Annotated in this window: 18 protein-coding genes and 1 pseudogene; 7 read left to right on the top strand and 12 right to left on the bottom strand. The window is 29.7% G+C overall.

Annotation, left to right across the window (positions count from 1 at the left end):
• The 3 genes and pseudogenes from IAE45_RS18000 to IAE45_RS17990 all read right to left on the bottom strand — a co-directional run.
• Positions 1–240: pseudogene (locus IAE45_RS18000) on the bottom strand (hypothetical protein); the annotation flags it as partial.
• A 38-nt stretch (positions 241–278) separates the two neighbouring features.
• A complete protein-coding gene (locus IAE45_RS19100; protein WP_060793016.1) occupies positions 279–572 on the bottom strand; it encodes a hypothetical protein in 294 nt (97 codons plus the stop codon).
• Between the two features lie 961 nt (positions 573–1,533).
• Positions 1,534–1,758, bottom strand: a complete 225-nt coding sequence (locus IAE45_RS17990) for a hypothetical protein (protein WP_034869591.1) — start codon at positions 1,756–1,758, stop codon at positions 1,534–1,536.
• A gap of 948 nt (positions 1,759–2,706) precedes the next feature.
• On the opposite strand from IAE45_RS17990, the gene IAE45_RS17985 reads away from it, so the two are divergent.
• Positions 2,707–3,666 carry a hypothetical protein gene (locus IAE45_RS17985; protein ID WP_325123438.1) on the top strand — a complete coding sequence of 320 codons (960 nt, stop codon included), beginning with the start codon at positions 2,707–2,709 and terminating at the stop codon, positions 3,664–3,666.
• A gap of 165 nt (positions 3,667–3,831) precedes the next feature.
• Here the strand turns inward: IAE45_RS17985 and IAE45_RS17980 are convergent, their stop codons facing one another.
• Positions 3,832–3,978 (bottom strand): hypothetical protein, encoded by a 147-nt coding sequence (locus IAE45_RS17980; RefSeq protein WP_155642949.1) that lies wholly within the window; start codon positions 3,976–3,978, stop codon positions 3,832–3,834.
• A gap of 37 nt (positions 3,979–4,015) precedes the next feature.
• Positions 4,016–4,297, bottom strand: a complete 282-nt coding sequence (locus IAE45_RS17975; protein ID WP_060792992.1) for a hypothetical protein — start codon at positions 4,295–4,297, stop codon at positions 4,016–4,018.
• Between the two features lie 220 nt (positions 4,298–4,517).
• On the opposite strand from IAE45_RS17975, the gene IAE45_RS17970 reads away from it, so the two are divergent.
• On the top strand, positions 4,518–5,150 hold the full coding sequence (locus IAE45_RS17970; RefSeq protein ID WP_060792993.1) for a hypothetical protein: 633 nt from the start codon (positions 4,518–4,520) through the stop codon (positions 5,148–5,150).
• A 34-nt stretch (positions 5,151–5,184) separates the two neighbouring features.
• On the opposite strand, the gene IAE45_RS17965 is transcribed toward IAE45_RS17970, so the two are convergent.
• Both IAE45_RS17965 and IAE45_RS17960 read right to left on the bottom strand, forming a co-directional pair.
• On the bottom strand, positions 5,185–5,628 hold the full coding sequence (locus IAE45_RS17965) for a hypothetical protein (RefSeq protein WP_060792994.1): 444 nt from the start codon (positions 5,626–5,628) through the stop codon (positions 5,185–5,187).
• A gap of 363 nt (positions 5,629–5,991) precedes the next feature.
• Complete coding sequence (locus IAE45_RS17960) at positions 5,992–6,150, bottom strand: DUF5388 domain-containing protein (protein WP_162264661.1); 159 nt, start codon at positions 6,148–6,150, stop codon at positions 5,992–5,994.
• 176 nt (positions 6,151–6,326) lie between these two features.
• Here IAE45_RS17960 and IAE45_RS17955 point away from each other — a divergent pair, with 176 nt between their 5' ends.
• The 3 genes from IAE45_RS17955 (at position 6,327) to IAE45_RS17945 (ending at position 9,455) form a co-directional block, all read left to right on the top strand.
• Positions 6,327–6,605, top strand: coding sequence for a lactococcin 972 family bacteriocin (locus IAE45_RS17955; RefSeq protein WP_060792995.1), 279 nt, complete (start codon positions 6,327–6,329; stop codon positions 6,603–6,605).
• An 88-nt stretch (positions 6,606–6,693) separates the two neighbouring features.
• On the top strand, positions 6,694–8,823 hold the full coding sequence (locus tag IAE45_RS17950) for a hypothetical protein (protein ID WP_200127696.1): 2,130 nt from the start codon (positions 6,694–6,696) through the stop codon (positions 8,821–8,823).
• Positions 8,824–8,825: 2 nt separating this feature from the next.
• The gene (locus IAE45_RS17945; RefSeq protein ID WP_060792997.1) at positions 8,826–9,455 is read left to right on the top strand and encodes an ABC transporter ATP-binding protein; all 630 of its coding nucleotides are present in this window, start codon (positions 8,826–8,828) and stop codon (positions 9,453–9,455) included.
• 47 nt (positions 9,456–9,502) lie between these two features.
• Here IAE45_RS17945 and IAE45_RS17940 read toward each other — a convergent pair whose 3' ends face one another.
• The 3 genes from IAE45_RS17940 to IAE45_RS17930 form a co-directional block, all read right to left on the bottom strand.
• Positions 9,503–9,748, bottom strand: coding sequence for a hypothetical protein (locus tag IAE45_RS17940; protein WP_060792998.1), 246 nt, complete (start codon positions 9,746–9,748; stop codon positions 9,503–9,505).
• A gap of 358 nt (positions 9,749–10,106) precedes the next feature.
• Positions 10,107–10,427: a hypothetical protein gene (locus tag IAE45_RS17935; RefSeq protein WP_060792999.1), complete on the bottom strand. Its 321-nt coding sequence runs from the start codon at positions 10,425–10,427 to the stop codon at positions 10,107–10,109.
• Between the two features lie 10 nt (positions 10,428–10,437).
• Complete coding sequence (locus IAE45_RS17930) at positions 10,438–11,439, bottom strand: ParA family protein (protein WP_060793000.1); 1,002 nt, start codon at positions 11,437–11,439, stop codon at positions 10,438–10,440.
• A 720-nt stretch (positions 11,440–12,159) separates the two neighbouring features.
• Here IAE45_RS17930 and IAE45_RS17925 point away from each other — a divergent pair.
• A complete protein-coding gene (locus tag IAE45_RS17925; RefSeq protein WP_200127695.1) occupies positions 12,160–13,203 on the top strand; it encodes a replication initiator protein A in 1,044 nt (347 codons plus the stop codon).
• A 208-nt stretch (positions 13,204–13,411) separates the two neighbouring features.
• Here IAE45_RS17925 and IAE45_RS17920 read toward each other — a convergent pair whose 3' ends face one another.
• On the bottom strand, positions 13,412–14,551 hold the full coding sequence (locus tag IAE45_RS17920) for an ABC transporter permease subunit (protein WP_060793014.1): 1,140 nt from the start codon (positions 14,549–14,551) through the stop codon (positions 13,412–13,414).
• Positions 14,552–14,566: 15 nt separating this feature from the next.
• The gene (locus tag IAE45_RS17915; RefSeq protein ID WP_200127693.1) at positions 14,567–15,250 is read right to left on the bottom strand and encodes an ATP-binding cassette domain-containing protein; all 684 of its coding nucleotides are present in this window, start codon (positions 15,248–15,250) and stop codon (positions 14,567–14,569) included.
• Between the two features lie 77 nt (positions 15,251–15,327).
• Between IAE45_RS17915 and IAE45_RS17910 the strand changes: the two genes are divergently transcribed.
• Positions 15,328–15,672 carry a hypothetical protein gene (locus IAE45_RS17910; protein WP_060793012.1) on the top strand — a complete coding sequence of 115 codons (345 nt, stop codon included), beginning with the start codon at positions 15,328–15,330 and terminating at the stop codon, positions 15,670–15,672.
• The last annotated feature ends 54 nt before the right edge of the window (positions 15,673–15,726 follow it).

Raw genomic sequence — 15,726 nt, 5'->3', positions numbered from 1 at the left:
AATATCGACGTCCATCGTTTCCGCAAAACTATTTGAATAAATTAAAAGTTCATCCAAACGGTTTAAAAGTGCCCGCATTTGGATATTTTCTTTTGTCTTTAATCGATACAATTCCAAAATAATATAGCGAATTAAGGCACTGTCCGTTGCTGAATCTTCCACTGCTAACAGTTCTTTTAAGTCTTCTAATGCCTCTCTGTGTTCAGGATCAATATAAATTTGCAGCCGTTCTTTTGTCATTCCTTTTTCCCTTCCAAGATAAATCTTATATCTCTTCTTTAAAATAAATTTAAACCCCAAACAATTACGATTGCTATACAATCAAGTATAAACTCAATTAAATTCTCATTCCCTCTTGTATAACTTTTTAAAATAAAACCAGGTTCTTTTGAAGAAAAACCTGAACGATAATTAATAGGGATTAATAGCCCAAGCAGTATCCCTATTAATAAAAGATAAAAAGGCCAGCTTGGAGAAATGTCCCTATATAAAATAGCAGCTATGATCGAAATACAAAAAATAATAATCTGAGTGATTTTTATAATCACAAATTTTTTGCCTTTTCTATTCATTATTGAACCCTCAACTTTCTCAACATAAAAAAATTTAAAAATAAAAAAAGAGAAGAGATAATACGCACTTCTTCCCATTTCTCTATACATTTTCATAGAAAGACATAAGTTACTTGTGACAAAATTAAAATTATAAAAGTAATCAAGCTGATTACAAACAAGATTCTCCAGAATAAAGACTTTTCTTTTTGATACATTTAAAAAAATAAAAAGCATAAATCGGTTAAATACACATACAAATACGCCCCTAAATTATCGGTTTTATCAATTCGTTTCACATCGACAAACCCATGAGACCAAAGTTGCGCAAATGTTTCATTGGGATATAAACACTTTTCAAATGTGGAAATTTTAGCAGCATATGAATATACCAAGACCCACACCCTTTTGGTTCCAATACTTTTACAAATTCAAATTTGCTCTTGTTTTTAACATTTAGTTTAATATCATTAAAAAACACAAAAGAGCTGCTTTATTTAAATTTAATTTATAGTAGGTTTTCTTAAATAAAATGGTCAGTAATTTTTTTCAGATTGGGATATCTTCAAAGCCAAATTATATCCAACGAAAAAAATGATAAATTTGACTACTAAATTGGTAGTTGGTAAAGACTGTAAAGTATATTCTCCAAAGAATAAATCTATAAGCACGATAAAAACTAACACAATGATAGATATTAAAAAGCTTTTAGCAAAATATTTCATACAGCCCCCTTTTCTATTCAATGTAAGAATACAATCGTTAAATATCCAAAGATAGTTTAGCGGTTGTACAGATATAAATTAAAAATAATTGGAAATATCAAATATATTTAAGAATAAGCTAACATAATTTTCTTTGAAATTATCCAAGAAAGGCTCTTTTTTTGTTATTAGCTTATAAAGACTTACTAATGCTGATAAAATAATGCAAAGCATGGAGTATAGTATAACAAATAACAGAACTATGATTACTACTTTAGTTAATTTTTCCATGAAGATGAAGTCCGTTTTTTAGAAAATATTTTGGATAATATAGTGATAATTAAAACTCCTAATAAATACGAAAAAAAGTATACAAAGAAATCAGTTAACAATTTTATTAATGAAAGATCATTTAGGGTTAAGTCTTTACTTAGAAGATCAATAGAATAATTAACTATATTTAAAACAAGAGACATTAGTGCTGCAGTAGCTAGATGTTTCATTTTAATCCTCCTTTTTTATATTATTGTGATTAAAGTATTCCTTGTTAGTAGAATATTGAATTGAAATCAAAAATTTCTTAAAAAGGAACTTAGAAGAATGCCAGCAATAAAACCTAACAATACTAATATGACGGTTCTAAATTTTTTATTTTTCATATAAAATTCTCCTTTGGTAAAGTAGTTTAAAAAATAAAATATAATAAAACACCTAAAGAGAGTATTAGAGTAAATTCCATTACCCTTTCAGCAACTAAATTATTTTTCTTAAGAAAAATAGTTTTAATTTTGTAAGGATTCCAAAATGATTGTCTTGCATAACTTGGTGGGTATACGTAGTCTAAGAGCCCATTGATTATAAGTAATGGTAATCCCTGTATTAAATTACCTTTGAATACTAAGTAAACATAGTAGATAAGCAATGATAATTGAGCAATTCTGAGATATCTAATATTGGTAATGTGATAATTCATGATAACACCCTTTCTTTAAAAATTATCTCACATTAAAATGCTTAGTCAAATAAAAAATAACTTGATAATTATTTATAACTTGATAACCGATAAATAAGTCTAATTAAAAAATGTTAATAAGAGTGAACATAGTCAGCAATTGATTTCAAAATTGCTGGCTTTATTCTGCTTTAATATAAAATCATAGAAACTGTAATCGATGAGCACAAAAAAAGATCTCCCTAGTTTCCGCTAGAAAGATCAAACAAACTATTATGTCCTTATTAATTATAAGTAAAAAAATATGAATTACAAAGAAAATGCTTATTTACTATTTGAGGGGTGATTTATTGAGTAATCGTTCTCCACCGAATAATTGAAATAATTTTTAGAAAGGATGTGTAAATCATAAATGAGAAGTTTTAAGGCAAAGAAATTTTTCTTTTTAACACTTATCTTATCTTTTGTTTTCTTGATAACAATCGGGAATATTCATAGTGTGATTGCTATTGAATCGACTACTCCGCCTGAAGAAGATCAAGAAAAAACGAAGGTATCTGACCAGGTGCTTAATCAAGCTGAAGAATCAGCTGTCGTACAAGGTGCAGATGGGTTGTTATACGTGGTGGCAGACAAATCAGACAAAGAACAGCTGATTTCTTCAGATACGCCACAAATCGCTGAAAAAACAGAAGGCGATTTTACAGCTGTTGAAGTAGGGATTGATGAAAAACGGCAAGAAAAAGCAGATCAGGCAGATCAAGAAATCAAAGAATTTGATGAAATTGATTTAGATGATGTTGAATCGCTGCAATCAGCAGTCAATAGTGAAGATCTTCCATTTATTGAAGAAGATCAAGTTGCTGAAGAATTGTCAAAAGCAAAAGATTTAGAGGAATCCGAACAGATCTTGATGCAAACACGTTTCTTTTATGCTGAAGAGATCCTCAATCAAACGAACAACTTGAATGATGTTCCTTCTATGCTGAAAGAAAGCAAAGTTGCCTTATTAGCTTCGGTATCAAAAACAGTATCTGAAACAACGATCAATCCGCCTTCTGGTTATCCTTGGCTAATGTATATAGTTCGTAGCAATGGCTATTCTTATACAGAAGATCGTGGGATTCGCCGGACGATCGATGGAAAAGATGCCTTTTGTTTACAAGCCGGGGTAACAGCCACTAAGACCTATACAGATGCCGGAAGCAGTTATTTGAGTAGTTCACAAAAAGAAACGATTACTTCTATTATCAGCGCTTATCGTGAATTGGGTGGTTGGACAAATAATGATGCCGGAAAGCAGCGATGGATGGCTGCACAGATTCTTGTTTGGGAAAACTCGAATGAGAAACCGAAAAGCATTACAATCACACCAAATCATAAAGCCGGCGTGACTGATTGGAAAAGCAAAATGACAACTCGTGCAAACCAGATCCGTACACGCCCTCAAGTTAGGTGAGGTGGATTCTTCAAATAAAGTAAGTAAATTGTCAGAAATTCTTGCTAGCGGAACGTATGAGAAAGTATATTCTAGTGGCAAATTTAAAGATTAATAGAAATGAATAAAAAGGCAGATCAAGCAATATTAAAATTATTTGATCTGCCTTTTTTATTTATCATGGTTTTACTTATTTAAGTCGTCTATTTTTTTCTCTAACATATCTATCTTTTTTTCAAGCTTTTTTGTGTCATATCGGACAACTGCTAAGGCTCCTAAGTAGATAGCTACTAAGGGTAAAAACGTTAATAGAAATTCGCCTGATATTTCCATATTTTACACCTCAAATTTATTAGTATAGATAATTTTTCTATAAATCAATTCTTCTCTTAATTCTTTTTCTTTTTAGGTAAGGTTCTTCGTAATCTAAAAGCTTCTGATAAACAAAATCCATAGGCTTACTAGAAGCTAGTCCCAGGCAGTAAATAAAGGTTACTGGTAGAGAATCTACGGTTTTATTTCTTGTTATCCAACTGGAAACAGTTCCTTGTTTAAAACCATAGAGGTCACAGAATGTTTCTACTGGCATAGCTAGATGCTGAATAACGTACATATTGATGGGATGTGTGTATACAAAAGTATTAACTTTCATAGTGGGAAAGCAACTCCTTACATATATAACTGCATTTGCATTAATATTAATCTATTAGATCAAAACACGCAACTAAGGGGTGGGTTGAGGCTTTGTTTTCTGTCCAATGGACTTTTTTATTCAAAATACAATTTGTATGTAATAAAGGAAGCTTTGGACAATAAAACGCTTTAATGTTAAAATAATGCTGTAACCAATATTTGGAAGGAGTTGTTTTTTTTTGTTAAAAAATGGTAAATTTCTTATGTTTTTTGGAACGTTACTCCTAGGTTTAACTTCGTTCATTGGTTTTGGTCAATTAGTTAGTGCAGAAGAGACAGGTAGCATAGTTGGCAACGAAAAAGAGGAAGTAGTCATTAGTCAAGATTTGACAAAAGAGGAGTTAATATTAGAATTAGCGACTAATTCTAATATTACAAAAGAGCAAGCAGAAGAGTTATTGTTTCCTAGCTCAGTAAGAGCAAAAAGAAGTGTAGAAGTGGAAGAATCTAATTACGCCGTTGTGAAGGCAGCATGGCAAGATCGAACAATATCAGATTATTTTGGAAGTTCAAGACAGGTTTATTTTTATTGTAGAACTACTGAAGGTGGAGGATTTCGAGCAATAAAGGAAATAGTTTACGCAGGATTTAATGCTGGTGACAAATCTTTTAAAGGAACACTACAATATGCTTTGCCAGATCCTAACCGTATTCACTATACATTAAATGGTGATTTACACCATAATGGTACAATAAACGCTTCTGGAGGTATTTCAATTGGTGTTGGTGGCTCTTCTAGCATGGATTTTTCAATTGGAGGAAGCAGCTCATTCTATCAACACTTATTCAGAAATCTAGATTTATACTTTTAAAAAAATAAAAAGAAGGAGCAACTCTCCTTCTTTTTTATTTTGCTATTTTGTCTAGGTGATTTTTTAAACTATTCAATTTATCATTATCTTTTTCTGGAACATCATATTTTTTATCAGAATCGATTCCTTCTGTTAAAGTGTTATTGGAAATGGTATATTTATTTATCACTTTATTGTCTTTGTACATTTCGATAGTATAGTGACCATTTGGAGTAACTTTATTAGTATCTATAACATCAATTTTTTCGTTGCTAATTACGGCATTTAAATCTGTTATGATTCGTTCTTGCTCCTGTGAATCATTAATAGTTGCAACACGTTCTTGCTCATTTGTAGATTTCTCGTTAGCAATGGTTACCTCTATTTTATCTATTTCGTCACTTTTTACAGTATTTAGCTTATTGTTGTTACATGCACCCAGCAAAACCAAAAATAGTAAAGACAGTCCTAACAGAGCAGCAGTTCTCTTCTTTTTCATTATATTTCCTCCTAAAATATTTGAAATCGTTTCATAACTACCATCTTTTATCTGTATTCTTGTTAATTATACTATTTTAAATATCTATATACAATTTATATATATTGTCAGTTAAAAAATACTTTTATTAAGCTGATTCATTTATCTTTTTAGGGGTACATGGAACATCCATACAGAAAATAGCGGTAAGGAAATTATCATATACTTTTTATCCTTCAATATAGAATTAGGGAAATATAGAAAGTTCTATATTTCCCTAATTCTATATTTTATTCTTCTATGTTCCATGTACCATTTATGGGATTTATTGTTGCTCTTTCATTGTTCAAGTGACCCTTAAATCTAAATATTTTTACAGAAAAGTTACTTTTCTCTATTCATAGTTTTTCTTCTAAGAACTTCAAACTGATTTTCAAATGTCCGTTGTTGCTCATTTGTTAATGAATCAATTAATATTGTTAAGGCTCTTGAAACTATTTCTTTTTGGTTTTCTCCAATACCTATTAAAGAAAGAGCATTGATTTTATCACGTAAGCTTTATAGTATTAGCCCTTCTCAAAAATCTATTAAATCTATTTTGGCTTCATAAAAGCTATTTAAGATATCCCTTTACAAATTAAAGCGATATTCGTACAATTTTATTGAAAACATTATTGTTGCCAATTAAAGTACAAAAAAATGTATACAGGAGGAAAAGTATGAAAAAGAAGTTAGCGTTAATTTTTGCAGTTGCCAGTTTCGTTGTACCTACCGTAGCATTAGCTGCTGATGTAGGGGGCGGAGAATGGCACTATGGGGTTGGTTATACAGATACTTATGGATATTCTAACTATTATCACGAAACCAAAAAGCATAGTGCAACAGTATCATCAGATACCAAAACTGTCACTGTAACTCAAAAGAAAGATATTTGGGCAAAAGCTAGTATCACAAAAATTCCACCTACCGGTATGAACTATTACTGGAAAACTTTTTAGTGATAACAAATAAGCCTGAAATAGACTCTGTGAGCCTGTTTCAGGCTTATTTAAATCTAAGAACTCGATGTAGGAGTGACGTCAAACCATGAAAAAAATATCATATTTCTGTTTACTAATTGTTATCACATTTTCTGCTCTTTTATTATCTAATGTTTACGAAACAAAAGATACTATACGGCTTAATGAAATTGAGATGAAAGATCCTTCTTTTCGTTTTTATGTAAAAGACTCACAAAAATCTATTCAAGAACAACTTTCTTTTTTTGAAGAACTAGCACAGAATGAACACGTTAGTATTTTCAGAACAGATGTCCGAAATAACATTATTGTTAAATCAGTGGTTTTTGATAAAAAGAGCTTTCCTTTTAATGAATTTAATTTGCCTCATACGGATTTATTTTCTGAAAAATCTGAGATTTATAAAAACTATGGATCCGTAGAAAATAATAGTTCAGCCAAAATACCTACATTTACTAAATCAAAAATACTGCTACAATCATTGGAAAATTATTATAAAGATAGTAGTGTCTCTTTGAACGGGATTTATTCTGTGGTGGGTACCGATGATTTAAATTCCGAAAAAATCATGAATCAATTAAGTGAATTTTTTGGTGTAAGTCAAGAAGATCTTCTCTCAAAACCTATACAACAAGAAGTAGGCTTAGTTAATAGAAGTCTTATGATATTTATAGCTATTATCATAAGTACATTTTTAATTTTGATAATTGTTAATATCTACACTCCGTTAATGCAGTTAAAAAGAATAGGCGTATCCAAGCTGAATGGTATTCCCAATTTAAGTATTTTTTTTGATTTCATAAAAAACTCCTTGTTAGTAATAGTTATAGCTAGTTTAGTTATAGATATCTTTTTATATTTTTATTATGATTATCACCCCTATCAATTCTTTTTGTATTTGATTTTATCCCAAATAGTCATAATTCTTTTGTTTCTACTTACAAATACTTTTACTTTTTTAACAATTAGGAATGTAACTATTTCTAAAATGCTTAAAAACTTTTTGAATTTCAAGTTCGGCGTTATGATATGCTACTTTGTAAAGTTGATGATTTCTTTTTTAGTTACAATGATTCTACTGCAAGTTTCTACTGACATTGATACTTTAATTAAACAGTACAAAATAAACGATTCCTGGCAAAAAAACGGAAATGTTTTAACGTTAGAAACATATAAATTAGTAGATGATGATTTTCAAAATTTTTTACTAAGTAATGGGAAATTCGAGGAAAAATTAGCAAAGCTTTATGCTGAGTTAGAAGAAAAAACTGATGTTAATTTTATATACAGTACAGTAGTAAATCCGAACCGTAATCTTGCTGTTCCAGATCCTCATATGTATACCGAAGACGAGACCTATGAAGTGATGGAAGTAAATGATAACTATATAGAATCTTTAGATTTGTCTATAGACGGATCTTCTGTATCCTCTGGGAAAGATGATCCACGTATATTTTTTGTTCCTAAGTCATACAAAGATAACAAAAACATTGTTTATTTGTGTCAAAATATATTATTTGATAGTTTCGATTCAGAGCAGCAAGAAGCTATACCTCTAGAAGATCTATCAGTAACAATTAATTATTATGATGATAAAGATTTTGAAGTATTTTCGTATGCTGAATCAGAAAATCCGATTTTTACAAAACCTATCTTTATGACCATGAATTCAACGGATATTACCTGGTATGAAAAGATCTTGTTAGCAAATACTGGATTAAATAATCCTTTGAAACTTGAAAATACCAAAAGCAATCAGGAAGTCGTAAAAAATATTATCGATAAAGATAGCTATAAAAATCTTAATTTGAAGTTCTCCTCCATTAATTCTATTTTAGGTGATATTACTTCATCATATAAACAAAGCATTCAAATATTTAGTGTTATTTTGGTTTTCCTATTTTTATTAAGCGTATTTACCTCCGTATTTTTAGTTAATTGCATTGTCTTCAGCGATCGTAAGAAAATTGCGATTCATAAATTATTTGGTTTTAAACTTTTTGATAGATATAATACACTCTTCATTATTTTTAGCAGTATTTATCTTGTTCAATTACTTTGCGTTTTCCTTTTTTCCAAAACAATATTACTTATTCCTTATATACTTTTAACCCTGTTGATAGACGGTACGGTTATCGTTCAAGTTATCATGAGAAAAGAGAAAAATAGTCTATCTACTGTTCTGAAAGGAGAATAAAAATGATCGAGTTAAAGAATGTAAGAAAAAGTTATGGAGAGCATATTATATTTGAAAATATTAATCTTATGATTGAAGAAGGAGAAATGATCGCTATTACAGGTGAAAGTGGTTCCGGAAAATCAACTTTACTAAACATAATCGGTCTAATTGACGATTTTGATGCTGGCGAGTATTTACTTGAAAATAAAAAAAATATCAAAATTAATTCAAAAGAATCTCAAAGAATAATTAGAGATAAGATAAGCTACTTGTTCCAAAATTTTGCTTTAATTGATAATGAGACTGTCACAGAAAATTTAATGATTGCATTAAAGTATCATTCTAAAAATAAATCTGAGAAAAAAAGACTTATCCATGAAGCACTTTTAAATGTAGGGTTGGATGGTTATGAGAAGAAAAAGATATTTGAACTATCTGGTGGTGAACAGCAGAGAGCTGCGATCGCTAGAGCGCTTATCAAGCCTAGTAAAGTACTGCTAGCTGATGAACCCACTGGCTCGCTTGATTTCAAGAATAGAGATGAAATTCTAAATTTGTTAAAAGAGATAAATAGATCCGGTAAAACTGTTGTAATTGTCACTCATGATCCGGAAGTAGCAAATTGTTGTTCTAGAATAATAAGCATATGATTAATTAAATTAAAAAAGCTCATGTCCCCTATTATTGGGGCATGGGCTTATTCTTTTCTTTTATTTTTACTTTCTTCAATATAGAATGCCTTATTATCAATTTCTTTAGTTCTGAAACTTGCTCCACTATGATCTCTATTGGAGTTATTTAAGCCTCCTAGACCAGTGTTTACCATTGATCCCCATCCTTTGTGCGGATCTTTTCCTTCTTGTCTAAGTTCCCAATTTTTTTTTCGCATTTTGTCTAACTTTTCTTGTTTCCGTTTAGCAAAAAAATCCCTGATATTACTCATTAGTAAATCGCCTCTCTTTCCATATATTATTTAAATAGTTTGTTTACTATTTATAATAATACTCTTAATTACATTTAATGTAAAATTTTAAAAAATCGTTATTAAATATATAAACGTTATTATCCAGCAAGATTATATAAGACAATGTTGAAATATTATGATATGCACTTTTTAATAAATCGCGTCTACTATTCGTTAAAGCTTAATAGTTCAAATTATAAAAAAAGAGAAATATGATAATATATCTTTTTAAAAATCAGCTACTATTTCTATTAAATTGTTCTAGGGCTTCTTTGGTTTACGGTTACACATTCAATATAACCAAAAGAGAAAAAGAGAAATTTCTCTTTTTCTCTTTTCAAAATATTTTATTCTTCTGAAGATTGGTAATAATTCTTTGTGCCCTCTCGTCAAAATTATTCTCTAAGTAGAACTGAGCCATTCGTCTAATAGTATTATATTCTTTAGTCCCATCAAAATCGCTAAAAATTTCAATCAAGCTTTTGATATCTGGATCAACTTTAATAGTTTTTCTGTCTTTAGCAGTCCAATCTTTTTGATCGTAATTTTCAATATTATTATTTGATTGCGTTTCAGGAATTTCGTTAGCAATCCTGGGTGTTTCAACCATTCTATTAACAGTTGGACGTTCTTTCTTTTTTCGATTTGTTAGTGCCATATTAAGTACCTCACTTATTTAGTTCGTATTGAGACAAATCAAGTTCCCGTGATAACTTTGTTAGTTTGTTACCATCCAAGTATTTTGGAGTATACTTATAGTTCTCTGGTATATCGCCATATTTTTCAAACAGAGCAATTCGCTCTTCAATTTCGGTGAAAATATCAGCAAATAAAGCAAATACCTTTCTATCATGATAGTCAACAACTGTGATTCCATACTCTGGATACTCTTCTAATCTTTTTTGATTGTTTACAATAGCATTAAAAGTAAAATTTTCTCCAAATGCTTCCTTTGTATTTTCAATTATTGATTCATGTAGCTCTCGTTTTGGTTGTAAAAGGAAAGGTAATAATCCCAAAACTTCGCCTTTAAAATCGTCACCAAAATCGTCAATAAGTGTTTGAAGATACTCGTTAATTATATCTAAAGAACCTTCAAAGGAATATGTTTTTGTTTCTTGAGTAATAACAAAATAATCTGCACAAACCATTGCATTATCAACTTTAATATCGGTACTGGGACCAACGTCAATCCAAATATAATCATATTCTCCTTTGATTTCTTCTAGTAATTTCGAAAAATGAAATGTTCTATTTTTTTTATACAATGGATCAATTAAATCGCCATTTAAATCCTTCTCTTTTGGATATAAATCTTCTAAGAGATCGCCATAATCAGCCATATCTCTTCCACCAGCAATCATAAAAAGGTTATCTGTAAGTTTTACAGTAGCTTTTTTTAAAGCGTTAGGTACACCTTCTGATGCGTCTTTAATCGCTTGGAAAATAGATGTAGGGAAACTTACGTCAAATGTTTTACCTACAACACTTGTTGCATTTCCTTGTATATCCCAATCAATTATCAATACCTTATTGTTAAATTGTAAAACTGGTAATGTTGCAACAACTGCTTCTTCAGTCGTTGAAGTGGTTTTCCCCACTCCACCTTTTTGATTAGCGTTAATTAATACTCTACAGCGTTTAGTAGGCTTTAAGAGTTCCTCAGACATAACGATCCTCCGATGTAAAATGTATTTTTTCTCCTAAATACATTTTACCATAGTTATTTTCTTATGTATATGATAAAATGTATTTAGGAGAATTTTTCAATTTTCTTTTTAAAATAATCACTAAAAAGAGAAAAAGGAGTAATTTCTCTTTTTCTCTTTTTCTCTTTTAGGTTTAACGCAATCTCTTTTTAAGAGAAAAAGAGATTTTTCCCTTTATTTATTTTGTTGTAAGCATGAAATACATGGTAAGAACTTAGGAGATTTTTCTCCTTTTCTCTTTTTCTCTTTGTACCTTTTTCTCTTTATGAATTATAAATAAAAGTAAATATACACAAGGGGATTTTTCTCCTTTTCTCTTTTTCTCCTAAAATCTTTTTTGCTTCAAACCGTTTACAAGCTACTTTATTAACAAGTATAGTTATACCATTAAGATTCTTAAAAATATTTATGTCGCTATCTTTAAATGTTTTTCAATTAATTATTTTAGGATCCACAATGCATGAAAGATATACTGTAAATCATTATTTACGAAAATCAAAAATTTTAAGTGTGAATTTAGAGAAAAAAAACTGTTCACGAATTGGAGTACGTGAACAGTAGCAACTATACAAACTAAAAAAAGATTGTATAAGTTTGAGATAAAATAAACAATTTGGTTGTGGTTTATTTTATCATAGTTGCTACCTTTTTTGAATAGCATATTTTACTGGGGGAACAATTATGACAGAATTTAATTTTTATAAATCAAAAGAAATATATAGAGAAAAATATTACCAAATGCCTAAAGTGTTTTTTACAAATAAACAATATTTTAATCTATCGAACGATGCAAAGATTGCCTATATGTTGTTGAAAGATCGTTTTGACTATTCGGTTAAAAATAATTGGGTTGATGAAGATGATAATATTTACTTTATTTTTACGGTTACAGAATTGATGAATTTACTTCATTGCCGAGAAGGTAAAGTATCAAAGATCAAAAAAGAGTTAGAACAAGCGGGATTACTGAAACAGAAAAAAGGTCGGTTAAACAATGTTGACGGGAAAATTAAAACAACGCCAAATTTACTCTATCTTGGAAAGCCTGAAGTTACGACTGAAGATATCTTCAAGATCAATCAGGAGGAAGATTCTTCCACCGTACGTGCGAAAAACGCAAATACGGTAAAAGACCTTGAAATCAATGATTCTACCGTAAATGCGGAAATCGCAAATACGGCAAAACCTAGTAATACCAATGGTTCAACCGTAAATGCGGAAATCGCAGACAATCTATTCTATTCTTCTAGTTCTTTAGACACTAATAGACACTCTATAGACACTAGAGAAGCCGATCAAAATTCTATTTTGCTTGAAAATTTCGTGTATCTGATGCAAGACAGCAGCATTGCTACTTTCGTACCAGAGAATGTGCTAAACTTAATTAAAGCTTTTTCTAGTACATTCGAAGAAGCCCAACAAACTGTAAAAATCATTCATAATGCAAAATTTAAAGCAGAACAAGAAGCGGATCTAAAGTTCGTTTTTGAAGAACTTGAAATTTATGGTGTTGATACGAACGAACTCTATCGAACAATGTTGAAGGCGTATCAAAAAGGAAAAACAGAAGAAGTGAATAATCTATCGAATTTAATTTTTATTTACGTTAAGAATTGGTTTAAGGAAACAGCTGCACCAGCTGTAAAAGCATATTATGATCGAGATTTTCCTGGTCAAACAAGAATTCCTATGCATGATTGGTCACTGTCTGACTGTGATTTATAAGTTAAAATAACGGAATTTAAAACTAGACAATTAGCAATTTCACAAGTGAAAAATCGTTATTTCGGGGTTAAAATACAGATTTTCAGGTAGACCAATTTTTATTCACAAAGTTACCTCTAAAAAGCCTTGGGAATACTAGAAGTTGGGATAGTCGAGATTATGTTAACTAAACTTTAAAATAACTGAGTTAAGTTAAAATTTCTGGGAATTATTTTTTAGCTCGATAATTAATGAATTTATTAAATACTTCCGTCTTTATAATTACAATACTAATTGCAATAAGTACAAAGATAACTATCGTTAAGAGTACAAAACCATTCTTATAGGTAAGTGCTTCGTTGGGAAGTGGTGCAAATCCAGAACCGCCAACTATTATATTCGCTATATCAAAATAACTTAGCAAAATAAACGGAAGCAATTGAACGTTTACATAAGTATTTAAAATACTAGGTTGGCTTACTATTAGCGGAATAACAAGTAATATTAAGCCTATAATAAGGTTTTTTGATACCAAAGAAATCAACATTCCCCAAAATAGAAAACAAACCACTAATAAAATGTAAAAAAGAAAGTTTTTGAGAAGAAATAGTTCAGTAGTCATTATAGTCACTTCTGAATTATTAATGATTCTAGCGATAGGATATTCGCTATTTCCAGTACCATTTTTTATTGCGAGGATCAAAAAGATAAAAGTAAAAGATACTACCAGATTTGAAATAATAGTAATACTGTAAGCTATAAATTTTGTAACATATATTTTTAGCTTACTAGTTGGCGAAGCTGAATAGATATTTAGATTTTTCCCCCTGGAATCTGAATTTACTAGAAATGAGATATGAATAGCGATCAAGATCAAAATAATTAATACAAAACTGAAATTAGATAATAAAATACTAAAATAATTAACACTTCCTAACTCTCTTAAATTACTGCTCAATTTTTCCATATTGTTATCTTTTATATTTTGAAGCTTCGCAACCAAAGATTTTTGGTCTACTAGAGGAATAGAAACAAGCGTTCCAGCTTCCATATCATTTAGTTTTTTTTTTTCTAATTGTAATTCGTAGTTTACTATTTTTTTATTATCATTTTCTTTAATTCCGTTAATAATTTCTTTCATGTAATCTGCGGTTTCTTGCACGTCTTTAATTGCTTGCTCTGCATTAGGATCATTCTTCATAGACTCAATAGCTCCTAAAGCCATATCATAATTACTTTCGTAAAAGAATAAATCGTTCGATTGGCTTTTAGCTAATGCAAAAGGCAGTATCAGAGATAATGTCATAAATAAAAAAAATATATACGTTGTTTTATCTCTGTATATTTTTAATAATTCGAATTTTAACATACTAACTTCTCCTTTTTATGAAAAATTTTCAAAATAAAATTGCTTGATTTGTGTATATTCCAAAGGGGCTTCTTTCAAAGATCCATCTACTAAAAAAAAGATTTCGTCACAAATTTTACTAGATTCAAAAATATTATGTGAAGATAGCAAAATTGTTCTGCCTTGATTTTTTAATGTCAAAAAAACGTTTGTAACTAAATCTATATTCTCTATATCTAATGCGTTTAATGGTTCGTCAAAAATCAAAAATTCAGCACCGCTCGCGATAGCAACTGCAATTAAAACTTTTTGCTTCATTCCTAGAGACATATTTTTAACTAACTTGTCTTTGTAGGATCGAATACCAACTAAATCTATAATTTGTTCAATGTTGCAATTATTTTCCCAAAGTTTAGAAATAAAACTTATATTTTCATAAGCAGTTAGATTTTGAAATAATGAGTCGGAATTTTCTAAAAAAAACAAATTTTTATTATATTTTTCTCTTTTATCTTTATTAAAACTCAGCAAAATAATTTCTCCTGATTTTGAAGCAATTTGATTATTAATCGTTTTAAATAGCGTTGTTTTTCCACTACCATTTGGGGCTATAATACAAATAATAGATTTATTAGTGATAGTAAGAGATAAATTGTTAAGTATTTCTCGTTTGTTTATTTCTACTGATAATTTTTTTATAGATAATATCGGCATTTCCATAATAAATACTCCTTTTAAAATACTTGTTTTTATAATATAATATCATTGTAACAAATTATATTATAGGAGGGAACAAAATGAAAGCGTTTAAAAAAATTATTTTTACTTTAGTTGGTTTGTGTTTTATCATACCAACAGTGAGTGCCACTGCATCGTCTATTGAAAATGACATTGCTAATCAACCAGATATTACGATAGTAGATGCCCTAACAACTAGAGCTGCTAAAAAAGAAGCAGTGGTCAAGAATACTGCCCAGCAAAAAAAGACAGACACTGGTGTATGGAGTGCTTTGTATAACATTACTTACAAAAGTATTTGGTTCACCAATGGTGTTACACAAACCGGATACAGAACTATCAAAGAAGCCTACTTCCCAAGTCATATAGAATATACTTTTGCCTACGATTATAGAGTTTATTAAAATGGTTCTGTTGCAAAGTTTTAAATAAAGAATAAAATCCCTTACGGTATCTAT

It is taken from the genome of Enterococcus sp. S53 (assembly GCF_016516865.1).
Lineage (GTDB): Bacteria > Bacillota > Bacilli > Lactobacillales > Enterococcaceae > Enterococcus_D > Enterococcus_D innesii.
This window is presented reverse-complemented; position numbering and strand designations above follow the sequence as displayed.